At 72.1% G+C, this 14,838-nt stretch carries 14 protein-coding genes; 8 read left to right on the top strand and 6 right to left on the bottom strand.

Features of this window, described 5'->3' with window-relative positions:
- Nucleotides 1-28 precede the first annotated feature (28 nt).
- Nucleotides 29-928 (bottom strand): universal stress protein, encoded by a 900-nt coding sequence (locus ACTG9Q_RS26555; protein ID WP_455575636.1) that lies wholly within the window; start codon nucleotides 926-928, stop codon nucleotides 29-31.
- An 18-nt stretch (nucleotides 929-946) separates the two neighbouring features.
- Complete coding sequence (locus ACTG9Q_RS26550) at nucleotides 947-1,447, bottom strand: DUF6328 family protein (RefSeq protein ID WP_455575635.1); 501 nt, start codon at nucleotides 1,445-1,447, stop codon at nucleotides 947-949.
- A gap of 138 nt (nucleotides 1,448-1,585) precedes the next feature.
- Here ACTG9Q_RS26550 and ACTG9Q_RS26545 point away from each other — a divergent pair, with 138 nt between their 5' ends.
- Nucleotides 1,586-1,948 (top strand): STAS domain-containing protein, encoded by a 363-nt coding sequence (locus tag ACTG9Q_RS26545; RefSeq protein WP_455575634.1) that lies wholly within the window; start codon nucleotides 1,586-1,588, stop codon nucleotides 1,946-1,948.
- 12 nt (nucleotides 1,949-1,960) lie between these two features.
- Here the strand turns inward: ACTG9Q_RS26545 and ACTG9Q_RS26540 are convergent, their stop codons facing one another.
- The 4 genes from ACTG9Q_RS26540 to ACTG9Q_RS26525 form a co-directional block, all read right to left on the bottom strand.
- Entirely contained in the window at nucleotides 1,961-2,752 is a 792-nt protein-coding gene (locus tag ACTG9Q_RS26540) for a SigB/SigF/SigG family RNA polymerase sigma factor (protein ID WP_455575633.1), read from the bottom strand.
- Nucleotides 2,749-3,144, bottom strand: a complete 396-nt coding sequence (locus ACTG9Q_RS26535) for an ATP-binding protein (protein WP_455575632.1) — start codon at nucleotides 3,142-3,144, stop codon at nucleotides 2,749-2,751. Before ACTG9Q_RS26535 ends, ACTG9Q_RS26540 begins: the two co-directional genes overlap by 4 nt.
- Nucleotides 3,145-3,277: 133 nt before the next feature.
- Nucleotides 3,278-3,925: an NIPSNAP family protein gene (locus tag ACTG9Q_RS26530; RefSeq protein WP_455575631.1), complete on the bottom strand. Its 648-nt coding sequence runs from the start codon at nucleotides 3,923-3,925 to the stop codon at nucleotides 3,278-3,280.
- On the bottom strand, nucleotides 3,918-4,556 hold the full coding sequence (locus tag ACTG9Q_RS26525; protein ID WP_455575630.1) for a TetR/AcrR family transcriptional regulator: 639 nt from the start codon (nucleotides 4,554-4,556) through the stop codon (nucleotides 3,918-3,920). Before ACTG9Q_RS26525 ends, ACTG9Q_RS26530 begins: the two co-directional genes overlap by 8 nt.
- Nucleotides 4,557-4,621: 65 nt before the next feature.
- On the opposite strand from ACTG9Q_RS26525, the gene ACTG9Q_RS26520 reads away from it, so the two are divergent.
- From ACTG9Q_RS26520 to ACTG9Q_RS26490, 7 genes are all read left to right on the top strand, one after another.
- Nucleotides 4,622-5,497 carry a LacI family DNA-binding transcriptional regulator gene (locus ACTG9Q_RS26520; protein ID WP_455575629.1) on the top strand — a complete coding sequence of 292 codons (876 nt, stop codon included), beginning with the start codon at nucleotides 4,622-4,624 and terminating at the stop codon, nucleotides 5,495-5,497.
- Nucleotides 5,498-5,585: 88 nt separating this feature from the next.
- A complete protein-coding gene (locus tag ACTG9Q_RS26515) occupies nucleotides 5,586-6,599 on the top strand; it encodes a LacI family DNA-binding transcriptional regulator (protein ID WP_455575628.1) in 1,014 nt (337 codons plus the stop codon).
- 278 nt (nucleotides 6,600-6,877) lie between these two features.
- Nucleotides 6,878-8,497, top strand: coding sequence for a cellulase family glycosylhydrolase (locus tag ACTG9Q_RS26510; RefSeq protein WP_455575627.1), 1,620 nt, complete (start codon nucleotides 6,878-6,880; stop codon nucleotides 8,495-8,497).
- Between the two features lie 93 nt (nucleotides 8,498-8,590).
- Nucleotides 8,591-9,679: a GDSL-type esterase/lipase family protein gene (locus tag ACTG9Q_RS26505; protein WP_455575626.1), complete on the top strand. Its 1,089-nt coding sequence runs from the start codon at nucleotides 8,591-8,593 to the stop codon at nucleotides 9,677-9,679.
- A gap of 188 nt (nucleotides 9,680-9,867) precedes the next feature.
- Complete coding sequence (locus ACTG9Q_RS26500; protein ID WP_455575625.1) at nucleotides 9,868-11,184, top strand: lytic polysaccharide monooxygenase; 1,317 nt, start codon at nucleotides 9,868-9,870, stop codon at nucleotides 11,182-11,184.
- Between the two features lie 61 nt (nucleotides 11,185-11,245).
- Nucleotides 11,246-11,821 carry a hypothetical protein gene (locus ACTG9Q_RS26495; RefSeq protein WP_455575624.1) on the top strand — a complete coding sequence of 192 codons (576 nt, stop codon included), beginning with the start codon at nucleotides 11,246-11,248 and terminating at the stop codon, nucleotides 11,819-11,821.
- A 248-nt stretch (nucleotides 11,822-12,069) separates the two neighbouring features.
- Nucleotides 12,070-14,748, top strand: coding sequence for a glycoside hydrolase family 9 protein (locus tag ACTG9Q_RS26490; RefSeq protein WP_455575623.1), 2,679 nt, complete (start codon nucleotides 12,070-12,072; stop codon nucleotides 14,746-14,748).
- The last annotated feature ends 90 nt before the right edge of the window (nucleotides 14,749-14,838 follow it).

Raw genomic sequence — 14,838 nt, 5'->3', positions numbered from 1 at the left:
TGGTTGTGATGACGGACTCGGTGGGGCACTAGATGTCGCACTGGCCGTGGACGACAGCCACCGGGCAGGGCGCCACGTGCGCGGCCCGGTGGCTCACCGAGCCCAGCAGCATCCGGCGCAGCGCGCCGCGGCCGTGGGTCCCCACCACCAGCAGCGCCGCGGTCTTGGCCCGCTCCAGCAGCACCTGGCCCGGAGGTTCCGGGACCGCCTCGACCTCGACCTCCACCGCGGGGTGCGCCTCCAGCACCGCGGCGAGCGGTCCCCGCAGCAGCTCGCCGGCGATGTCCGCGCCGCGCTCGGTGTCGCTGCCCCACAGCTCCACCACGCCGAAACCCGGGACCGGCTCCGGGGACCAGCCGTGCACCGCCCGCAGCCGCAACCCGTGGCGCGCCGCGTACGCCGCGGCGAACTCCACCGCCGCGGCGCTCGACTCGTCGTCGGCGATGCCCACCACGACGTCACCCCTGGCGTCACCCACTGTCCCAACGCCCCGGGCCACGACCACCGGCAGGCGGGCCGTCCTCAACAGCGCGGCCGTGGTCGATCCCAGGACCGCCCGAGCGACCGCGTTGTGCCCGGTGGCGCCGACGACCACAACCCCGGCGTCGACCTCGGCGGCCACCTTCAGCAACCCGGGGACCGGCGGGCCGAGCGGGATGCGGGTGTCGACGGCCACATCGCCCGCCTTCTCCCGCAGCACCTGCTCCAGCTCCGCCATGATCGAGGACGCCGCGGCCCGCAGCTGCTCCTCGTCGATGCCCTCGGTGGGCACGGGGCCGGTCAGCGCGGGGGCCACCGGGTTGGGGTCGACAGCGAAGACGGCCACCAGCGGACCACCGGTTCGGCGGGCCTCGGCGGCCGCCCACCGGACGGCGTCACGGGCGGCCGGCGAGCCGTCGTACCCCACCACAACCGCGCGGTCGCGCACAGGTGCCTCCCACTTCGGTCACGAGCCGTTCTCCACCGAACGGCTGTCGACGGGTTCCGGGCCCTCCTCGTCGGAGTCGTGGTGGCGCAGCGGCATGGCGAACCACAGGACGCCGAAAAGCGCCAGGACGACGGCCGCGGCGATGAACGCGGGCACCATCCCGGCGATGACGTCCACAAGGAGTAGCACCGTTCCGGTGATCGCGCTCGCCAGGGCGGACAGGCCGTAGAGGGCGAAGCGGTTGGAGATCCGCAGGATGCGGTCGCGCTGGCCCTGGCGGAACAGCACTCGGTGCCAGGCGGCGGGCGCGGTCAGCAGGGCGACCGCGATGACGGTGAGCCCGACGGTGACCAAGTGCACGGCGTGCTGGAAATCGGTGCCGTTGAGGTAGGGCTGGGTGAAGGTGACCGCCAGCAGGAACCCGAACAGGATCTGCACCCCGCCTTGGGCGACCCGCAGTTCCTGGAGCAGTTCGTTGATATTGCGCCGTAACTGCGCCTCTGGCGATTCCGTACCCACATGTGCCTCCTGACCTCCTGGTATGCCAGCGACGTACCCCGGCGCGCTGGTGGTCAACCGTGCGCGGCCGCGGGCGGATGCGGCTACAGTGGGCTCGTCCCTACCGGTGTACGCCACTGAACCGAGGAGTGACGACCGGTGAGCACTTTGCTGACGCTTCGTCAGGGAACCTTCGATGACGCCGTCGTGGTCTACGCCGACGGCGAGATTGACATGGCGACCGCGCCGCAGCTGGCCGACGCGTTGCACGCGGCCATCGCCGTGGGCGAGGGCCTGGTCGTGGCCGACTTGGTCGAGGTGCGCTTCCTCGGCTCGGCGGGCATGGGCGTGCTGGTCAGCGCCGCGGATGAGTGCGGGGAACGGGGCCAGCGGCTCGTCGTGGCGACCGCGCCCACGGGCCCGGCCCGCCGGTCCCTGCAGCTGACCGGTCTCGACCGGGTGCTGACGATGGCCGACGACCTGAACTCGGCGCTGCGGGCGCCGCTGTCCGAGATGCCCTAGCCAGGCTGTTGGCTAGTCGGAGATCCGCTCGCGCAGGCGGCGCAGGGTGCGGCTCAGCAGGCGGGAGACGTGCATCTGGGAGAGGCCGACCTTCTCCGCGATCTGGGTCTGGGTCATGTTGCCGTAGAAGCGCAGGATCAGGATGCGCCGCTCGCGCTCGGGGAGTTCGGCCAGCAGCGGCTGCAGGGTCTCCTGCTGGTCGACCTCGATGAGGGCCTGGTCCTCGAAGCCGATGCGGTCGCCGACCGATGCGGAGTCCTCGTTCGGCCCCAGCACCTCGTCCAGCGACTGGGAGCGGTAGCCGCCCGCGGCCTCCAGGCCCTGGTAGACGTCCTCGATCGGCTCGCCGAGGTGCGTGGCGATCTCACTGGGCGTGGGGGCGCGCCCGAGCCGCTGGGACAGCTCGGCGCTGGCCGTGCTCACCGCCAGGTGCAGTTCCTTGAGCCTGCGGGGCACGCGCAGCGACCAGCAGGTGTCGCGGAAGTGGCGGCGGACCTCGCCCATGACCGTCGGGATGGCGAAGGACAGGAAGTCGGTGCCGCGGGTCGGGTCGAACCGGTCGACGGCGTTGATCAGGCCGACCGTGGCGACCTGCAGCAGGTCGTCCTGCGGCTCGCCACGGTTGGCGAAGCGCTGGGCGATGTGCTGGGCGACCGGCAGGTGCCCGGTCACCAGGCGGGTGCGCAGTTCGGCGCGCTGGGGGTCGCCGTCGGGAAGCTCGGCGAGCTGCTCGAACAGGGGAGCGAGGTCGGCGTAGGTCCCGGTCTCGCGGCGGGCGTGGGTGGTCAGGTGCGGCTGAGTCACCGGGCGCCGCTCTTTCGGGTGATCAGCACTTCGATCGCCAGCTCGGCCTGCGCGCTGTCGGTGCGCACGGCGGTGGCGATCGAGTCGACCAGGGCGGTCAGCAGCCGCCAGCCGAGGGAGTCCGGCTGGATGGGCGCGGTGTCCTCGACCTCGACCGACACCCCGAAGGTCAGCGAGTGCGGCAGCAGCGAGAACCGGCCGAACAGCCTGCCGCCCGGCGCTGCCCGCCGGATGAGCATGGTGCAGATCTCGTCGGCGACCAGCTTCAGGTCGGCGATCGCGTCGATGTCGTAGTCGGCGCGCATGGCGACCGCGCCTGCCATGGTGCGGACCAAGGGGAGACTGTCCAGCTCGGCGTCGACCCGAAGCTCGACGAGTTCGCCCTGCGTCATCGCATCAACCGTCTTCGAATCGGCATTGGTCACCAGTCCCGCCGGTTCCGGCCACCAGCCGACGTGCGTCCAGTCAGTCACTCCAAGGAGGTACCCCGTCGCCGCGCGATTACACCGTTTCGACCAAGGTTCCTCAGCCCATTCGCGAACGCGCCAGCGGCGCGAGCCGAAGCCGGGCAACCCTGGCGTCCCAGCGCCGGGCCAGGTCCGCGCTGAAGGGGTCTGGCGGGCCGAAAGGGCCTGGTTCGGCCTCGGTGTGCCCGGTGAGCCACACGATCGCGTTCTCGCCCTCGCGCACCGGCAGGCGAGGGAAGCCGTTGGGGCCGGGCTCGGTCTCCAGCAGGCCCAGCGGCGTGCCCGGCGGGGCGTGCTCGGCGGCGTGGGCGCGGACCGCGTCGTCCACCGGCCGGGGGAGCAGGCAGACCGTGGCGGTGATCATCGCGTGGCCTGCGGTCTCCGGGAGGTCGCCTTGGACCGGGCGCAGCAGGAGCACGTCGTCGGAGTCGGTCATCGTCGCGTTGGCGGCCTCGCGGTGGGTCCGCCAGGCGTGTCCGTCCTCGTAGAACTCGCGCAGGGCGGCGGTGCGGCGCTCCAGGTCGGGGAAGGCGCGCAGCCAGACGAACCGGTCGGGGTCGTCGAGGTCGGCGAACTGGCCGACCACCCGCATCCCGCACGCCTCGAGCTCGTCGGTGAACACCTGGTCGAACAGGTCGGCGAGCACGGGGAACCCGCCGGGGCGCAGGGTGTACTGGCGCAGCTCGACCACGGGCCAATCAGTCATGTGGAGAACTGTACGGACCGTTCGGTACAGTTTCAAACACCCGCAGCCCCGCGTACGCCGCGTCGAGGGCGTCCGACAGCGCGGAGGTCTCGCCGTACGTCCTCGCCATCAGCAGACCGCCCTGGAGCGCCGCGATCGTCGCGCGGGCCAGGCGCTCCGGGTCGGCGGTGGCGGCCAGCTCCCCCCGCGCGCGCAGCGCCCTCAGGCCGGCGGCCAGATGTCCCGACCAGCGGTCGAAGGCGGCGATCAGGGCGTGCCGCAGATCCTCGTCCGAGCTGGCCAGCTCCGCGGCGAGCGCGCCGAGCGGGCACGCCGCGATCCCGCCTGCGGCGGTGAACGCCCCGGGCAGCGCGTCCAGCCAGCGCCGGATGCCCGGCCACGTGTCCAGGTCGGCGAGGTGCTCGGCCTGCTCGGCCAGCAGCTCGTCGAGCTGGTGGTCGAGCACCGCGGCGACGAGGTCGGCCTTGCCGTCGAAGTAGTGGTACAGCTGGCTCTTGCCGCACTCGGCGCGGGCCAGCACGTCCTCCACGCCGGTCGCGCGCACGCCCCGCGCGCGGAAGAGCTCGGCGCCCGCGCGCACGATCCGCTCCCGCGCCCGCCTGCCCCGCTCGGTCCTGGGTAGGGTCGCCATGACGCAAATGTACCGATCGGTTCACCGGCTACACTCCGCCCAGCCGTGGCGTAGGGAGTCCGAAGTTGTCCGACACTGAGCAGCCCACCGGGCAGTCCACGGGGCAGCCCACCGGCCCAGTGGGTCTGGTGCTGGCCCGGCCCGCCCGGCTGCTGGGCGCCGAGCCGTTCTTCATGGAGTTCATCGCGGGCATCGAGGAACGCCTGGCCGAGCGCGACCTGTCGCTGCTGCTGCACGTGGTCGCCGACCACGAGGCCGAGATCGCCGCCTACCGCCGCTGGGCCGGGCAGAAGCTCGTCGCCGCCACGGTCGTGGTCAACCGGGCCGTCAACGACCCGCGCCCGGCCGAACTGGTCGCGCTGGGCCTGCCCGCGCTGCTCGTCGGCGAGCCCGCCGCGGGGCTGCCCGCGGTCCGCACCGACGACACCGCCCCGATCCGCGCCGCCGCCACGCACCTGCTGGAGCTGGGCCACCGGCGCATCGCCAGGGTCAGCGGCCCGGACACGCTGCTGCACACCCGGGCCCGCGCCGCGGCCCTGGCCGAGGTGTGCGCGGGCGCGGGCATCGAGCCGGTGACGGTCGAGGCCGACTACTCCGAACAGGCGGGCGTCAAGGCGACCACGCAGCTGCTGCGCGCGGAGCACCCGCCGACCGCGATCCTCTACGACAACGACGTCATGGCCGTCGCGGGCCTGGGCGTGGCCAAGGAACTCGGCGTCGCCGTCCCCGCCGAGCTGAGCCTCATCGCCTGGGACGACTCGACCCTGTGCAGGCTGGCCTCCCCGGACCTGACCACGATGAGCGTGGACGTGCACCGCTTCGGCGGCGTCGTCGCCGACTCGGTCCTCGACCTGCTCGCGGGCGAGCCGGTGACCGAGCGCTGGTCGCCTGCCGCGCGGCTGGACGTGCGCGGCAGCACCGGTCCGGCCCGCGCCGGGTGAGACACTGGCGTCCCGAACCCGGAGACGCCGACACCGCCGACCAGCCCAGACAGCCCCACTGCCCTATCGCGAGGAGCGCCGGGAATCCGTGAAGCGGCCCACCATCGCGGACATCGCCAGGGCGGCGGGGGTGTCGACCGGCGCGGTCTCCTACGCGCTCAACAACCGCCCCGGCGTCTCCGAGACCACCAGGGCGCGCATCCTCGGCATCGCCGACCAGCTCGGCTGGGCGCCCAACCGCGCCGCCCGCGCGCTGTCCGACGGCCGGGCGGGCGCCATCGGCCTGGTGATCGACCGGCCCGCCAGGGCCATCGGCGTCGAGCCCTACTTCATGCAGCTGGTCTCCGGCATCCAGGACGCGCTCGCCGACGGCACCACGGCGCTGCTGCTGCAGGTCACCGACAACGCCGAGACCGAGCTGACGCTCTACCGCCGCTGGTGGGCCGAGCGCAGGGTGGACGGCGTGCTGCTGGTCGACCTGCGCGCCGAGGACCCGAGGGTCGCCCTGCTCACCGAGCTCGGGCTGCCCGCGGTGATCTTCGGCGAGCCGGTCGCCGCCGACGGCCCGCCGTGCGTGTGGACCGACGACGCGGTCGCGATGGTCGAGGTGCTCCGCCACCTCGCCCGGCTCGGGCACCGCAGGATCGGCAGGGTCGGCGGCCCGCTGGAGTTCGTGCACACCCGCTCGCGGTCGCGGGTCTTCGCCGCCGAGGCCGCCGCGCTGGGCCTGGCGGCCGCGCCGATCTACACCGCCGACTACGGCGCCGAGACCGCGGCCGCGGCGACCCGCGAGGCGCTGACCGCGCCCGAGCCGCCGACCGCGCTGGTGTTCGACAACGACGTGATGGCCGTGGCCGCGCTCGGTGTCGCCCAGGAGCTGGGCCTGTCGGTGCCGGGCGACCTCTCCCTGGTCGCCTGGGACGACTCGGCGCTGTGCAGCCTGGTCCGGCCCGCGCTGACCGCCGTGCGCAGGCCGATCGTCGAGCGGGGCGCGGCGGCGGTGCGGCTGCTGCTGGAGGTCATCGACGGCGGCGCGGTAGGGCACCTGCGGACCGCCGACCCGGAACTGATCCTGCGCGGGACGACCGGCCCGACAAGCTGAGCAGTCCTCGTGACAGCGCGTCACCATGCTTGACACTTAATCGGTTAATTGGTTCAGTGTGATCCGTCCTTCCTCTCGGCGGAGACACCCCGGCCCGCTCAGGTCCGGTGTGGGAGCGGCTCCGCGGTCAGGCGGACAGCACGCCCGTGCGTCCGAGGAGACCGTCATGTCCGCTCCCTGTCCCGCGACCATCCACTGTGGATCGTCCTAGACCGCTTGACGTACGGGCGAAAACACCCGAATTGTTCAACGTCGACGATTCAGCAGAGAGGTGTTCCATGAGGAAAAGGCTGGCCGTGGCCTTGACCACGCTCGCCGCCTTGGTCTTGACGCTGCTCGTGGTGGTTCCGACCGCCTCGGCGGCGACCGGACTGCGCGTGCAGAACGGGCGTCTCTACGAGAGCAATGGCAACGAGTTCGTGATGCGCGGGGTCAACCACGCGCACACCTGGTACCCCGGCGAAACCAGCTCCTTCGCCAACATCAAGGCCACCGGAGCCAACACCGTGCGCGTGGTGCTCTCCAACGGCACCCGCTGGACCCGCAGCAGCGGCGCGGACGTCAGCAACGTGATCTCCCTGTGCAAGGCCAACAAGCTCATCTGCGTGCTGGAGGTGCACGACACCACCGGCTACGGCGAGCAGAGCGGCGCCGCGACGCTCGCCCAGGCCGCCGACTACTGGCTCAGCGCGGACATCAAGAGCGCCTTGGCGGGCCAGGAGAACTACGTCATCCTCAACATCGGCAACGAGCCGTTCGGCAACGTCGGGCACCAGAACTGGACCACGCACACCAGCCAGGCGATCGGCAGGCTGCGCGCGGGCGGCTACGACCACGTCATCATGGTCGACGCCCCGAACTGGGGCCAGGACTGGTCGTTCACCATGCGCGACAACGCCGCGCAGGTCTACGCCGCCGACCCGACCGGCAACACGATGTTCTCCATCCACATGTACGGCGTGTTCGACACCGCCGCGGAGGTCTCGGCCTACCTCAACGCCTTCGTCAGCGCCCGCCTGCCGATCCTGGTCGGCGAGTTCGGCCACGACCACTCCGACGGCAACCCCGACGAGAACGCCATCTTCGCCACCACCCAGCAACTGCGCCTGGGCTACCTGACGTGGTCGTGGAGCGGCAACGGCGGCGGCGTCGAGTACCTGGACATGGTGACGGCGTTCAACCCCGCCCAGCTCACCAGCTGGGGCCAGCGCGCGGTCAACGGCGCCAACGGGATCAAGGCCACCTCGCGCGAGGCCACCATCTACGGCGGCACCGTCGGCGACACCACCCCGCCGACCGCGCCGGGCACCCCGAGCGCGTCGAACATCACCAGCAGCAGCGTCTCCCTCTCGTGGGCGGCCTCGACCGACAACGTCGGCGTCACCGGCTACGACGTCGTCCGCGTCGCGGGCGGCACCGAGTCCGCGGCGGGCTCCAGCACCACCAACTCCGCCACCGTCAGCGGGTTGAGCGCGTCCACCGCCTACACCTTCGCGGTGTACGCCAAGGACCGCGCGGGCAACCGGTCCGCGCGCTCGGCCACGGTCAGCGTCACCACGACCGGCGGGAACCCCACCGGCTCGTGCGCGGTCACCTACCGCGTGACGAACCAGTGGCAGGGCGGCTTCCAGGGTGACATCACCGTCCGCAACACCGGCACCGCCGCGGTGTCGGGCTGGGCCCTGCGCTGGTCGTTCGCGAATGGACAGACGGTGTCGCAGGCGTGGAACGCCACGGCGAGCCAGTCCGGCACCCAGGTCACCGCCACCAACGTGGCCTGGAACGGCGGTATCGCCCCTGGCGGCTCGACCGGCTTCGGCTTCATCGCCAGCTGGAACGGCAGCAACACCGCACCCACCGCGTTCACGCTCAACGGCGCGTCCTGCACGGTGGGCTGACCCGACCCCGGTCCCGGGGCGGCGGCCCACTCACAGCTCCTTGCCCCGCCGCCCCGGGACCGGACCACACCCCCTGACACCAGTGGAGGACACGTGCTCCGCAAGGCACTGCTCCCGGCGGTCATGGCCGCCCTGATCGCCGCGCTGACCCTGGTGGTCGCCGCGCCGGGCAACTCCGCGCCCGCCGCCCCGCTGCGGGTCATGGCCCTGGGCGACTCGATCACCGGCTCCCCGGGCTGCTGGCGCGCGCTGCTCTGGGACAAGCTGCGGCAGGCCGGGCGCAATTCCGAAGTGGACTTCGTCGGAACGCTCTCACCGGACGGCTGCGGCTTCGCCTACGACGGCGAGCACGAGGGCCACGGCGGCTACCTCGCCACGAACGTCGCCGCGCAGAATCAGCTCCCGCCCTGGCTCGCCGCCGCCCGGCCGGACGTGGTGATGATGCACTTCGGCACCAACGACGTGTGGAACAACCGCACCCCGGCGCAGATCCTGGCCGCCTTCGACACCTTGGTCGCCCAGATGCGCGCGAGCAACCCGGCCACGCGCGTCCTGGTCGCCAAGATCATCCCGATGAACCCGGCCAACTGCGCCGAATGCGCGCAGCGCGTGGCCAACCTCAACGCCGCCATCCCCGGCTGGGCGGCGGCCAAGCACACCAGTCGGTCGCCGGTGACGGTGGTCGACCAGTGGGCCGGGTTCGCCACCGCGACCGACACCTACGACGGCGTGCACCCCAACGCCGCCGGTGACCGCAAGATCGCCGACAAGTGGTACCCGGCGCTGCTGGACGCCCTGTCCAGCACCCCGCCGATCACGACCACGACACCGACGACACCGACGACGCCAACCACGAGCACCGGTCCGCCGCCGGTCGAGGGCTGCACCGCCACCGTCCGCGTGGTGAACCGCTGGTCCGGGGGCGGGCAGCTGGAGATCGTCGTCACCAACCCCGGCCGGACCGCCATCGCGGGCTGGAGCGTGCGGTTCGCCCTGCGCGCGGGGATTTCGCTGTCCCAGTCATGGAACACGACGGCGAGCGTGTCCGGAATGGACGTCACGGCGAAGAACGTCGGCTGGAACGGCGCGGTGGCGCCCGCCGGGTCGACCACCGCGGGGATGATCGTCTCCGGGGACACCGCGGGCTGGAGCCCGAGCGGGGTGTGCTCGGCCACCGGCTGACACCGAAGCCGGTGACAGAGCGTCGCGGCCGTGCCTGCCGGGGCACGGCCGCGTCGCCGTGCCCGAAAACTTTCACCGCCAGTGAGGAAAACACCGACCCTTGACGAAGTCGGGGGCTGAGTGCTCCCCTAGTTCTGGGAGCGCTCTCAACGGAGGGGTCGCTCTTGGACCATCAAAGGAGATGACCCGTGCGAACACGACGCAACGGTGCGTTGCTCGCGGGCCTGGTCGGCGTGCTGGCCGCCGGTGGAGTGCTCGTCCCCACCACGGCCGCGCAAGCCCACGGCGGCATGACCTTCCCGGCCACCCGGACCTACGCCTGCTACGTCGACGGCCGGGCGGGCGGGGGCGGCGGCGACCTGAACCCGCAGAACGCGGCGTGCCAGGCCGCGATCGCGGTCAGCGGGAAGCAGCCCCTGTGGGACTGGTTCGGCAACCTGATCAGCCTGGCGGGCGGGCGACACCGCGAGATCATCGCCGACGGCGACCTCTGCGGCCCGACCGCCAAGTACGACGGCTTCAACATCGCCCACTCGGCGTGGCCCACGACGGCCCTGCAGGCCAACTCCCGGGTGACCTTCCGGTACAACGCCTGGGCCCCGCACCCGGGAACCTGGTCCCAGTACGTCACCCGCAACGGCTGGGACCCCTCGCAGCCGCTGAAGTGGTCGGACCTGGAGCCCGCCCCCTTCGACAGCGTGACCAACCCGCCGCTGGGCAGCGGCGGCGCGGAGGGCGCGGAGTACGCGTGGCCGGTGACCCTGCCGAACAAGACCGGCAGGCACATCATCTACTCGATCTGGCAGCGCTCCGACAGCCCGGAGGCGTTCTACAACTGTTCGGACGTCGTGTTCAGCGGCGGCACGGGAGGCGGTGACACCGTCGCGCCCACCGCGCCTGGCACGCCGACCGCCAGCGGGGTCACCGCCTCCTCGGCGCGGCTGAGCTGGACGGCCGCCTCGGACAACACCGGCGTCAGCGGCTACGACGTCTACCGCGAGGCCGGGGCCAACGACACCCTCCTCGCCTCGACCACGTCGGCATCGGCGACGCTCTCGGGGCTCACGGCGAGCACCGCCTACAGCGTCTACGTCGTGGCGAAGGACGCCGCGGGCAACCGCTCCGCGGCCTCGTCGCCGGGCTCCTTCACCACCTCCGCGGGCAACCCCGGCGACCCGGGCGGCTCGACCTGCCGGATCTCGCACGCGGTCTCCACCTCGTGGGGCGGCGGCTTCACCGGCACGGTCCGGATCACCAACACCGGCACGTCCGCGGTCTCGGGCTGGACGCTGAACTGGGCCTACGGCGGCGGCCAGCAGGTGACCCAGGCGTGGAACGCCACGGTGAGCCAGTCCGGCACCGCGGTCACCGCGCGCAACGTGTCCTGGAACGGGTCCATCGCGCCGAGCGCGACCGTCGAGTTCGGATTCAACGGCACGGCGCAGCAGGGTGCGTCGGCGCCGAGCGGGTTCACGCTCAACGGCACGGCGTGCGCCCTTTCCTGATGAATGGCGGGGTGGGCCGGGCACGGCCCACCCCGTCCCCAACCGTGAGGAGTCGACAGCCATGGTGACCAGCCGGGTGCGCGCCGCCGCCGTGGCCGCCGTGGTGGCGGCCGGGCTGAGCGCGTGCGGCGGCTCGACGGGCCACCACGACGACCCCATGCTCATCCCGGCGGGCGAACGCGGGGCGGCGGCCCTCGGCCAGCCGATCAGCGACCTGGAAGCCCTGATCCGCTGGGTGGGGAAGGCGACCGACGAGTGCGACGACGCCGAGCCCGCCACCGAGCGGGAGTTGGCCGAATACCTTGGCCCGACCCGGTTTCCATGGTATGAGTCTTATGTCGGCGAGTGGGCCACCTGCGGGGTGGAGCCGTACGACAAGATCGGCCTGGTCGTGTTCGCCCCGGACGCCCAGGTCGCCTTCCAGAAGTCCTGGGTCGCCGCGCTGGGCGACGGCCAGGACCGCAACAACCCCGACTGGGCCTTCGGCAACGGGTTCGCGATCACCGCGGGTCCGCTGGGCGTCGAGCGGCTCGGTCTGCGCTACCTGATGTGCACGCCGGAGGACATCCCGGCCGCCGTGACGGTGCCGTCCGATGTGGAGGGCTGCGTGTTCGCCGCTTTCCACCACCACGAATGACGGCCCTGCGGCCCTGAGACCGGAACCGCCCGCCGAGAGACTGGGAGCGCTCTTACACGGCGGGCGGTTCCGCCTTCCCGATATCCCGTCACACACCGCCGTTTGGCCCTGCTCGATTAGGCCATTGGTGGACCCGCCACTTTCCCTGTTCACAACACGAGTGACGGGGGCTACAGTCTGCTGAGAGCGCTCCCAAAAGTCGCTCATCGGCGATGCCCACACGGTGATGCTTCAAGGAGGAAGCTGCTGTGACGAATCGTCTGCCGCGCCTGGTGCGCGGCCTGCTCGCCGCGGTGCTGGCCGCGACGGTGGCCGTCCCGCTCGCGGGCGAGGCCACCGCGGCCCCGGCGTTCAACTACGCCGAGGCGCTGCAGAAGTCCCTGTGGTTCTACGACGCCCAGCGCTCCGGCAGGCTGCCGCAGAACAACCGGGTCTCGTGGCGCGGGGACTCCGCCCTCACCGACGGCGCCGACGTGGGCACCGACCTCACCGGCGGCTTCTACGACGCGGGCGACCACGTCAAGTTCGGCCTGCCCTTCGCCGCGTCGATGACCATGCTGGCGTGGGGCGCGCTGGAGGAGCCCACCGCCTACGCCCGCTCCGGCCAGCTCGCCCACCTCAAGGCGAACCTCAAGTGGGGCACCGACTGGATCATCAAGGCGCACCCGTCGCCCAACGTGGTCTACGGCCAGGTCGGCAAGGGCGACGACGACCACCGCTGGTGGGGCCCGGCCGAGGTCATGCCGATGGGGCGCCCGTCGTACAAGGTCGACGCGAGCTGCCCCGGCTCCGACCTCGCCGGGGAGTACGCCGCGGCGATGGCCGCCGCCTCGCTGGTCTTCCGCGACAGCGACCCGGCGTACGCGGGCACGCTGCTCACCCACGCCCGCCAGCTCTACGCCTTCGCCGACACCTACCGCGGCAAGTACAGCGACTGCATCACCGACGCGCAGAGCTTCTACCGCTCCTGGAGCGGCTACCAGGACGAGCTGGTCTGGGGCGCCATCTGGCTGCACAAGGCAACCGGCGAGGCGAACTACCTGGCCAAGGCCGAGACCGAGTACACCAAGCTCTCCACCGAGCCGCAGAGCACCGAGCGCTCCTACCGCTGGACCATCGCCTGGGACGACAAGTCCTACGGCGCCTACGTCCTGCTCGCCGAACTGACCCGCGCCGAGCGCTACCTCACCGACGCCAACCGCTGGCTGGACTACTGGACGGTGGGCCACAACGGCAACCGAATCCGGTACTCCCCCGGCGGGCAGGCGGTGCTCGACACCTGGGGCTCCCTGCGCTACGCGGCGAACACCGCCTTCGTGGCCATGGTGCACGCCGAGAACGTCACCGACTCGGTGCGCAAGGCGCGCTACCACGACTTCGGCGTCCGCCAGATCAACTACATCCTCGGCGACAACCCGCGCAACTCCAGCTACGTCATCGGCTTCGGCGCCAACCCGCCGCGCAACCCCCACCACCGCACCGCGCACGGGGCGTGGCTGGACAACATCCAGACCCCGGCGCTCAGCAGGCACGTCCTCTACGGCGCGCTCGTCGGCGGCCCGTCGACCAACAACGACGCCTACACCGACGACCGCTCCGACTACGTCGCCAACGAAGTCGCCATCGACTACAACGCCGGGTTCACCAGCGCGCTGGTGAAGGTGTACGACGAGTTCGGCGGCACGCCCCTGGCCAGCTTCCCGCCGGTGGAACCCGTCGACATGGACGAGATCTACGTCCAGGCCGGCGTCAGCCAGGCGTCGACGACCTTCACCGAGGTCAAGATGTTCGCCTACAACCGCTCCTCCTTCCCGGCCCGCGCGGTCCGCGACGGCGTGGTGCGCTACTACTTCACCCTCGACGGAACCACCCAGGCGAGCCAGGTCACGGCCACCGCCAACTACAACCAGTGCGGCACACCGTCCGCGCCGCGCCCGGTGGCGGGTCAGGTGTACTACGTGGAGGTCCGCTGCGCCGGGGACATCGCCCCCGCCGGGCAGAGCGCCTGGCGGCGGGAGATCCAGCTGCGCCTGACCAGCACCGGCACCTGGGACCCGGCCAACGACTGGTCCTACCAGGGCCTGCCCACCGGCAGCACCACGCAGGCCACCACCAACCGCATCGTGATCGCGGACGCGTCCGGTGTCCTGTGGGGAACCACCCCGGGCGAGCCCGTGCCCGACAACCAGGCGCCCACCGCCCCGACCGGGGTGCGCGCCACCACCGTCGGCTCCACCGGGGCCACCCTGGCCTGGACGGCGTCGACCGACAACATCGGCGTCAGCGAGTACGAGGTGCTCCGAGGGTCCACAGTGGTCGGACGCACCGGGACGACCTCGTTCTCGGTCACCGGACTGACACCCGCGACGGCCTACACCTTCACCGTGCGGGCCCGCGACGGCGCGGGCAACGCCTCCCCGGCGTCGGCCCCGCTGACCGTCACCACGACCGGCGGCGGTCCCGACCCCGACCCGCCCGGCGCCCTCACCGTCCAGCACCGGACGGCCGACTCCTCGCCGACCGGGAACCAGATCCGCGGCGCGGTGCTGGTCCGCAACACCGGCACGGCCCCGCTGAACCTGGCCGGGACCACCGTGCGCTACTGGCTCACCGCCGACGGCGCCCAGCCCCTGCAGGCCTGGTGCGACTACGCCCGCGTCGGCTGCGCCAACGTCCGCGTGAGCGTGGTCAAACTGCCCGCCGCCAAACCGGGCGCCGACCACTACGTCCAGATCGCGTTCACCGGCGGGACCGTCCAACCGGGACAGGACTCCGGGGAGATCCAGCTGCGGGTCGCCAAGTCCGACTGGTCACCGCTCAACCAGGCCGACGACCACAGCTACGCAGGCGCCACCGCCGCCTACCGCGACGCTCCGCGGGTCACGGCCCACACCGGCGCCACCCTGGCCTGGGGCACCGAACCCTAGGCGCACAACGCGACAAAGCCCCGGCCAGGGGCGCGCTCGGCAAGGCGCGCCCCTGGCCGGAACCCCCGACGGTCGTTCCCCCCAAGGCCG

The organism is Actinokineospora lacus, from assembly GCF_053813445.1.
This window is presented reverse-complemented; position numbering and strand designations above follow the sequence as displayed.

Bases quoted from the DNA above. Each gene is read 5' to 3' on its own strand.
- ACTG9Q_RS26525 (WP_455575630.1), bottom strand. From the start codon at position 4,556: ATGGCGACCCTACCCAGGACCGAGCGGGGCAGGCGGGCGCGGGAGCGG.
- ACTG9Q_RS26530 (WP_455575631.1), bottom strand. From the start codon at position 3,925: ATGACTGATTGGCCCGTGGTCGAGCTGCGCCAGTACACCCTGCGCCCC.
- ACTG9Q_RS26495 (WP_455575624.1), top strand. From the start codon at position 11,246: ATGGTGACCAGCCGGGTGCGCGCCGCCGCCGTGGCCGCCGTGGTGGCG.
- ACTG9Q_RS26510 (WP_455575627.1), top strand. From the start codon at position 6,878: ATGAGGAAAAGGCTGGCCGTGGCCTTGACCACGCTCGCCGCCTTGGTC.
- ACTG9Q_RS26535 (WP_455575632.1), bottom strand. From the start codon at position 3,144: ATGACGCAGGGCGAACTCGTCGAGCTTCGGGTCGACGCCGAGCTGGAC.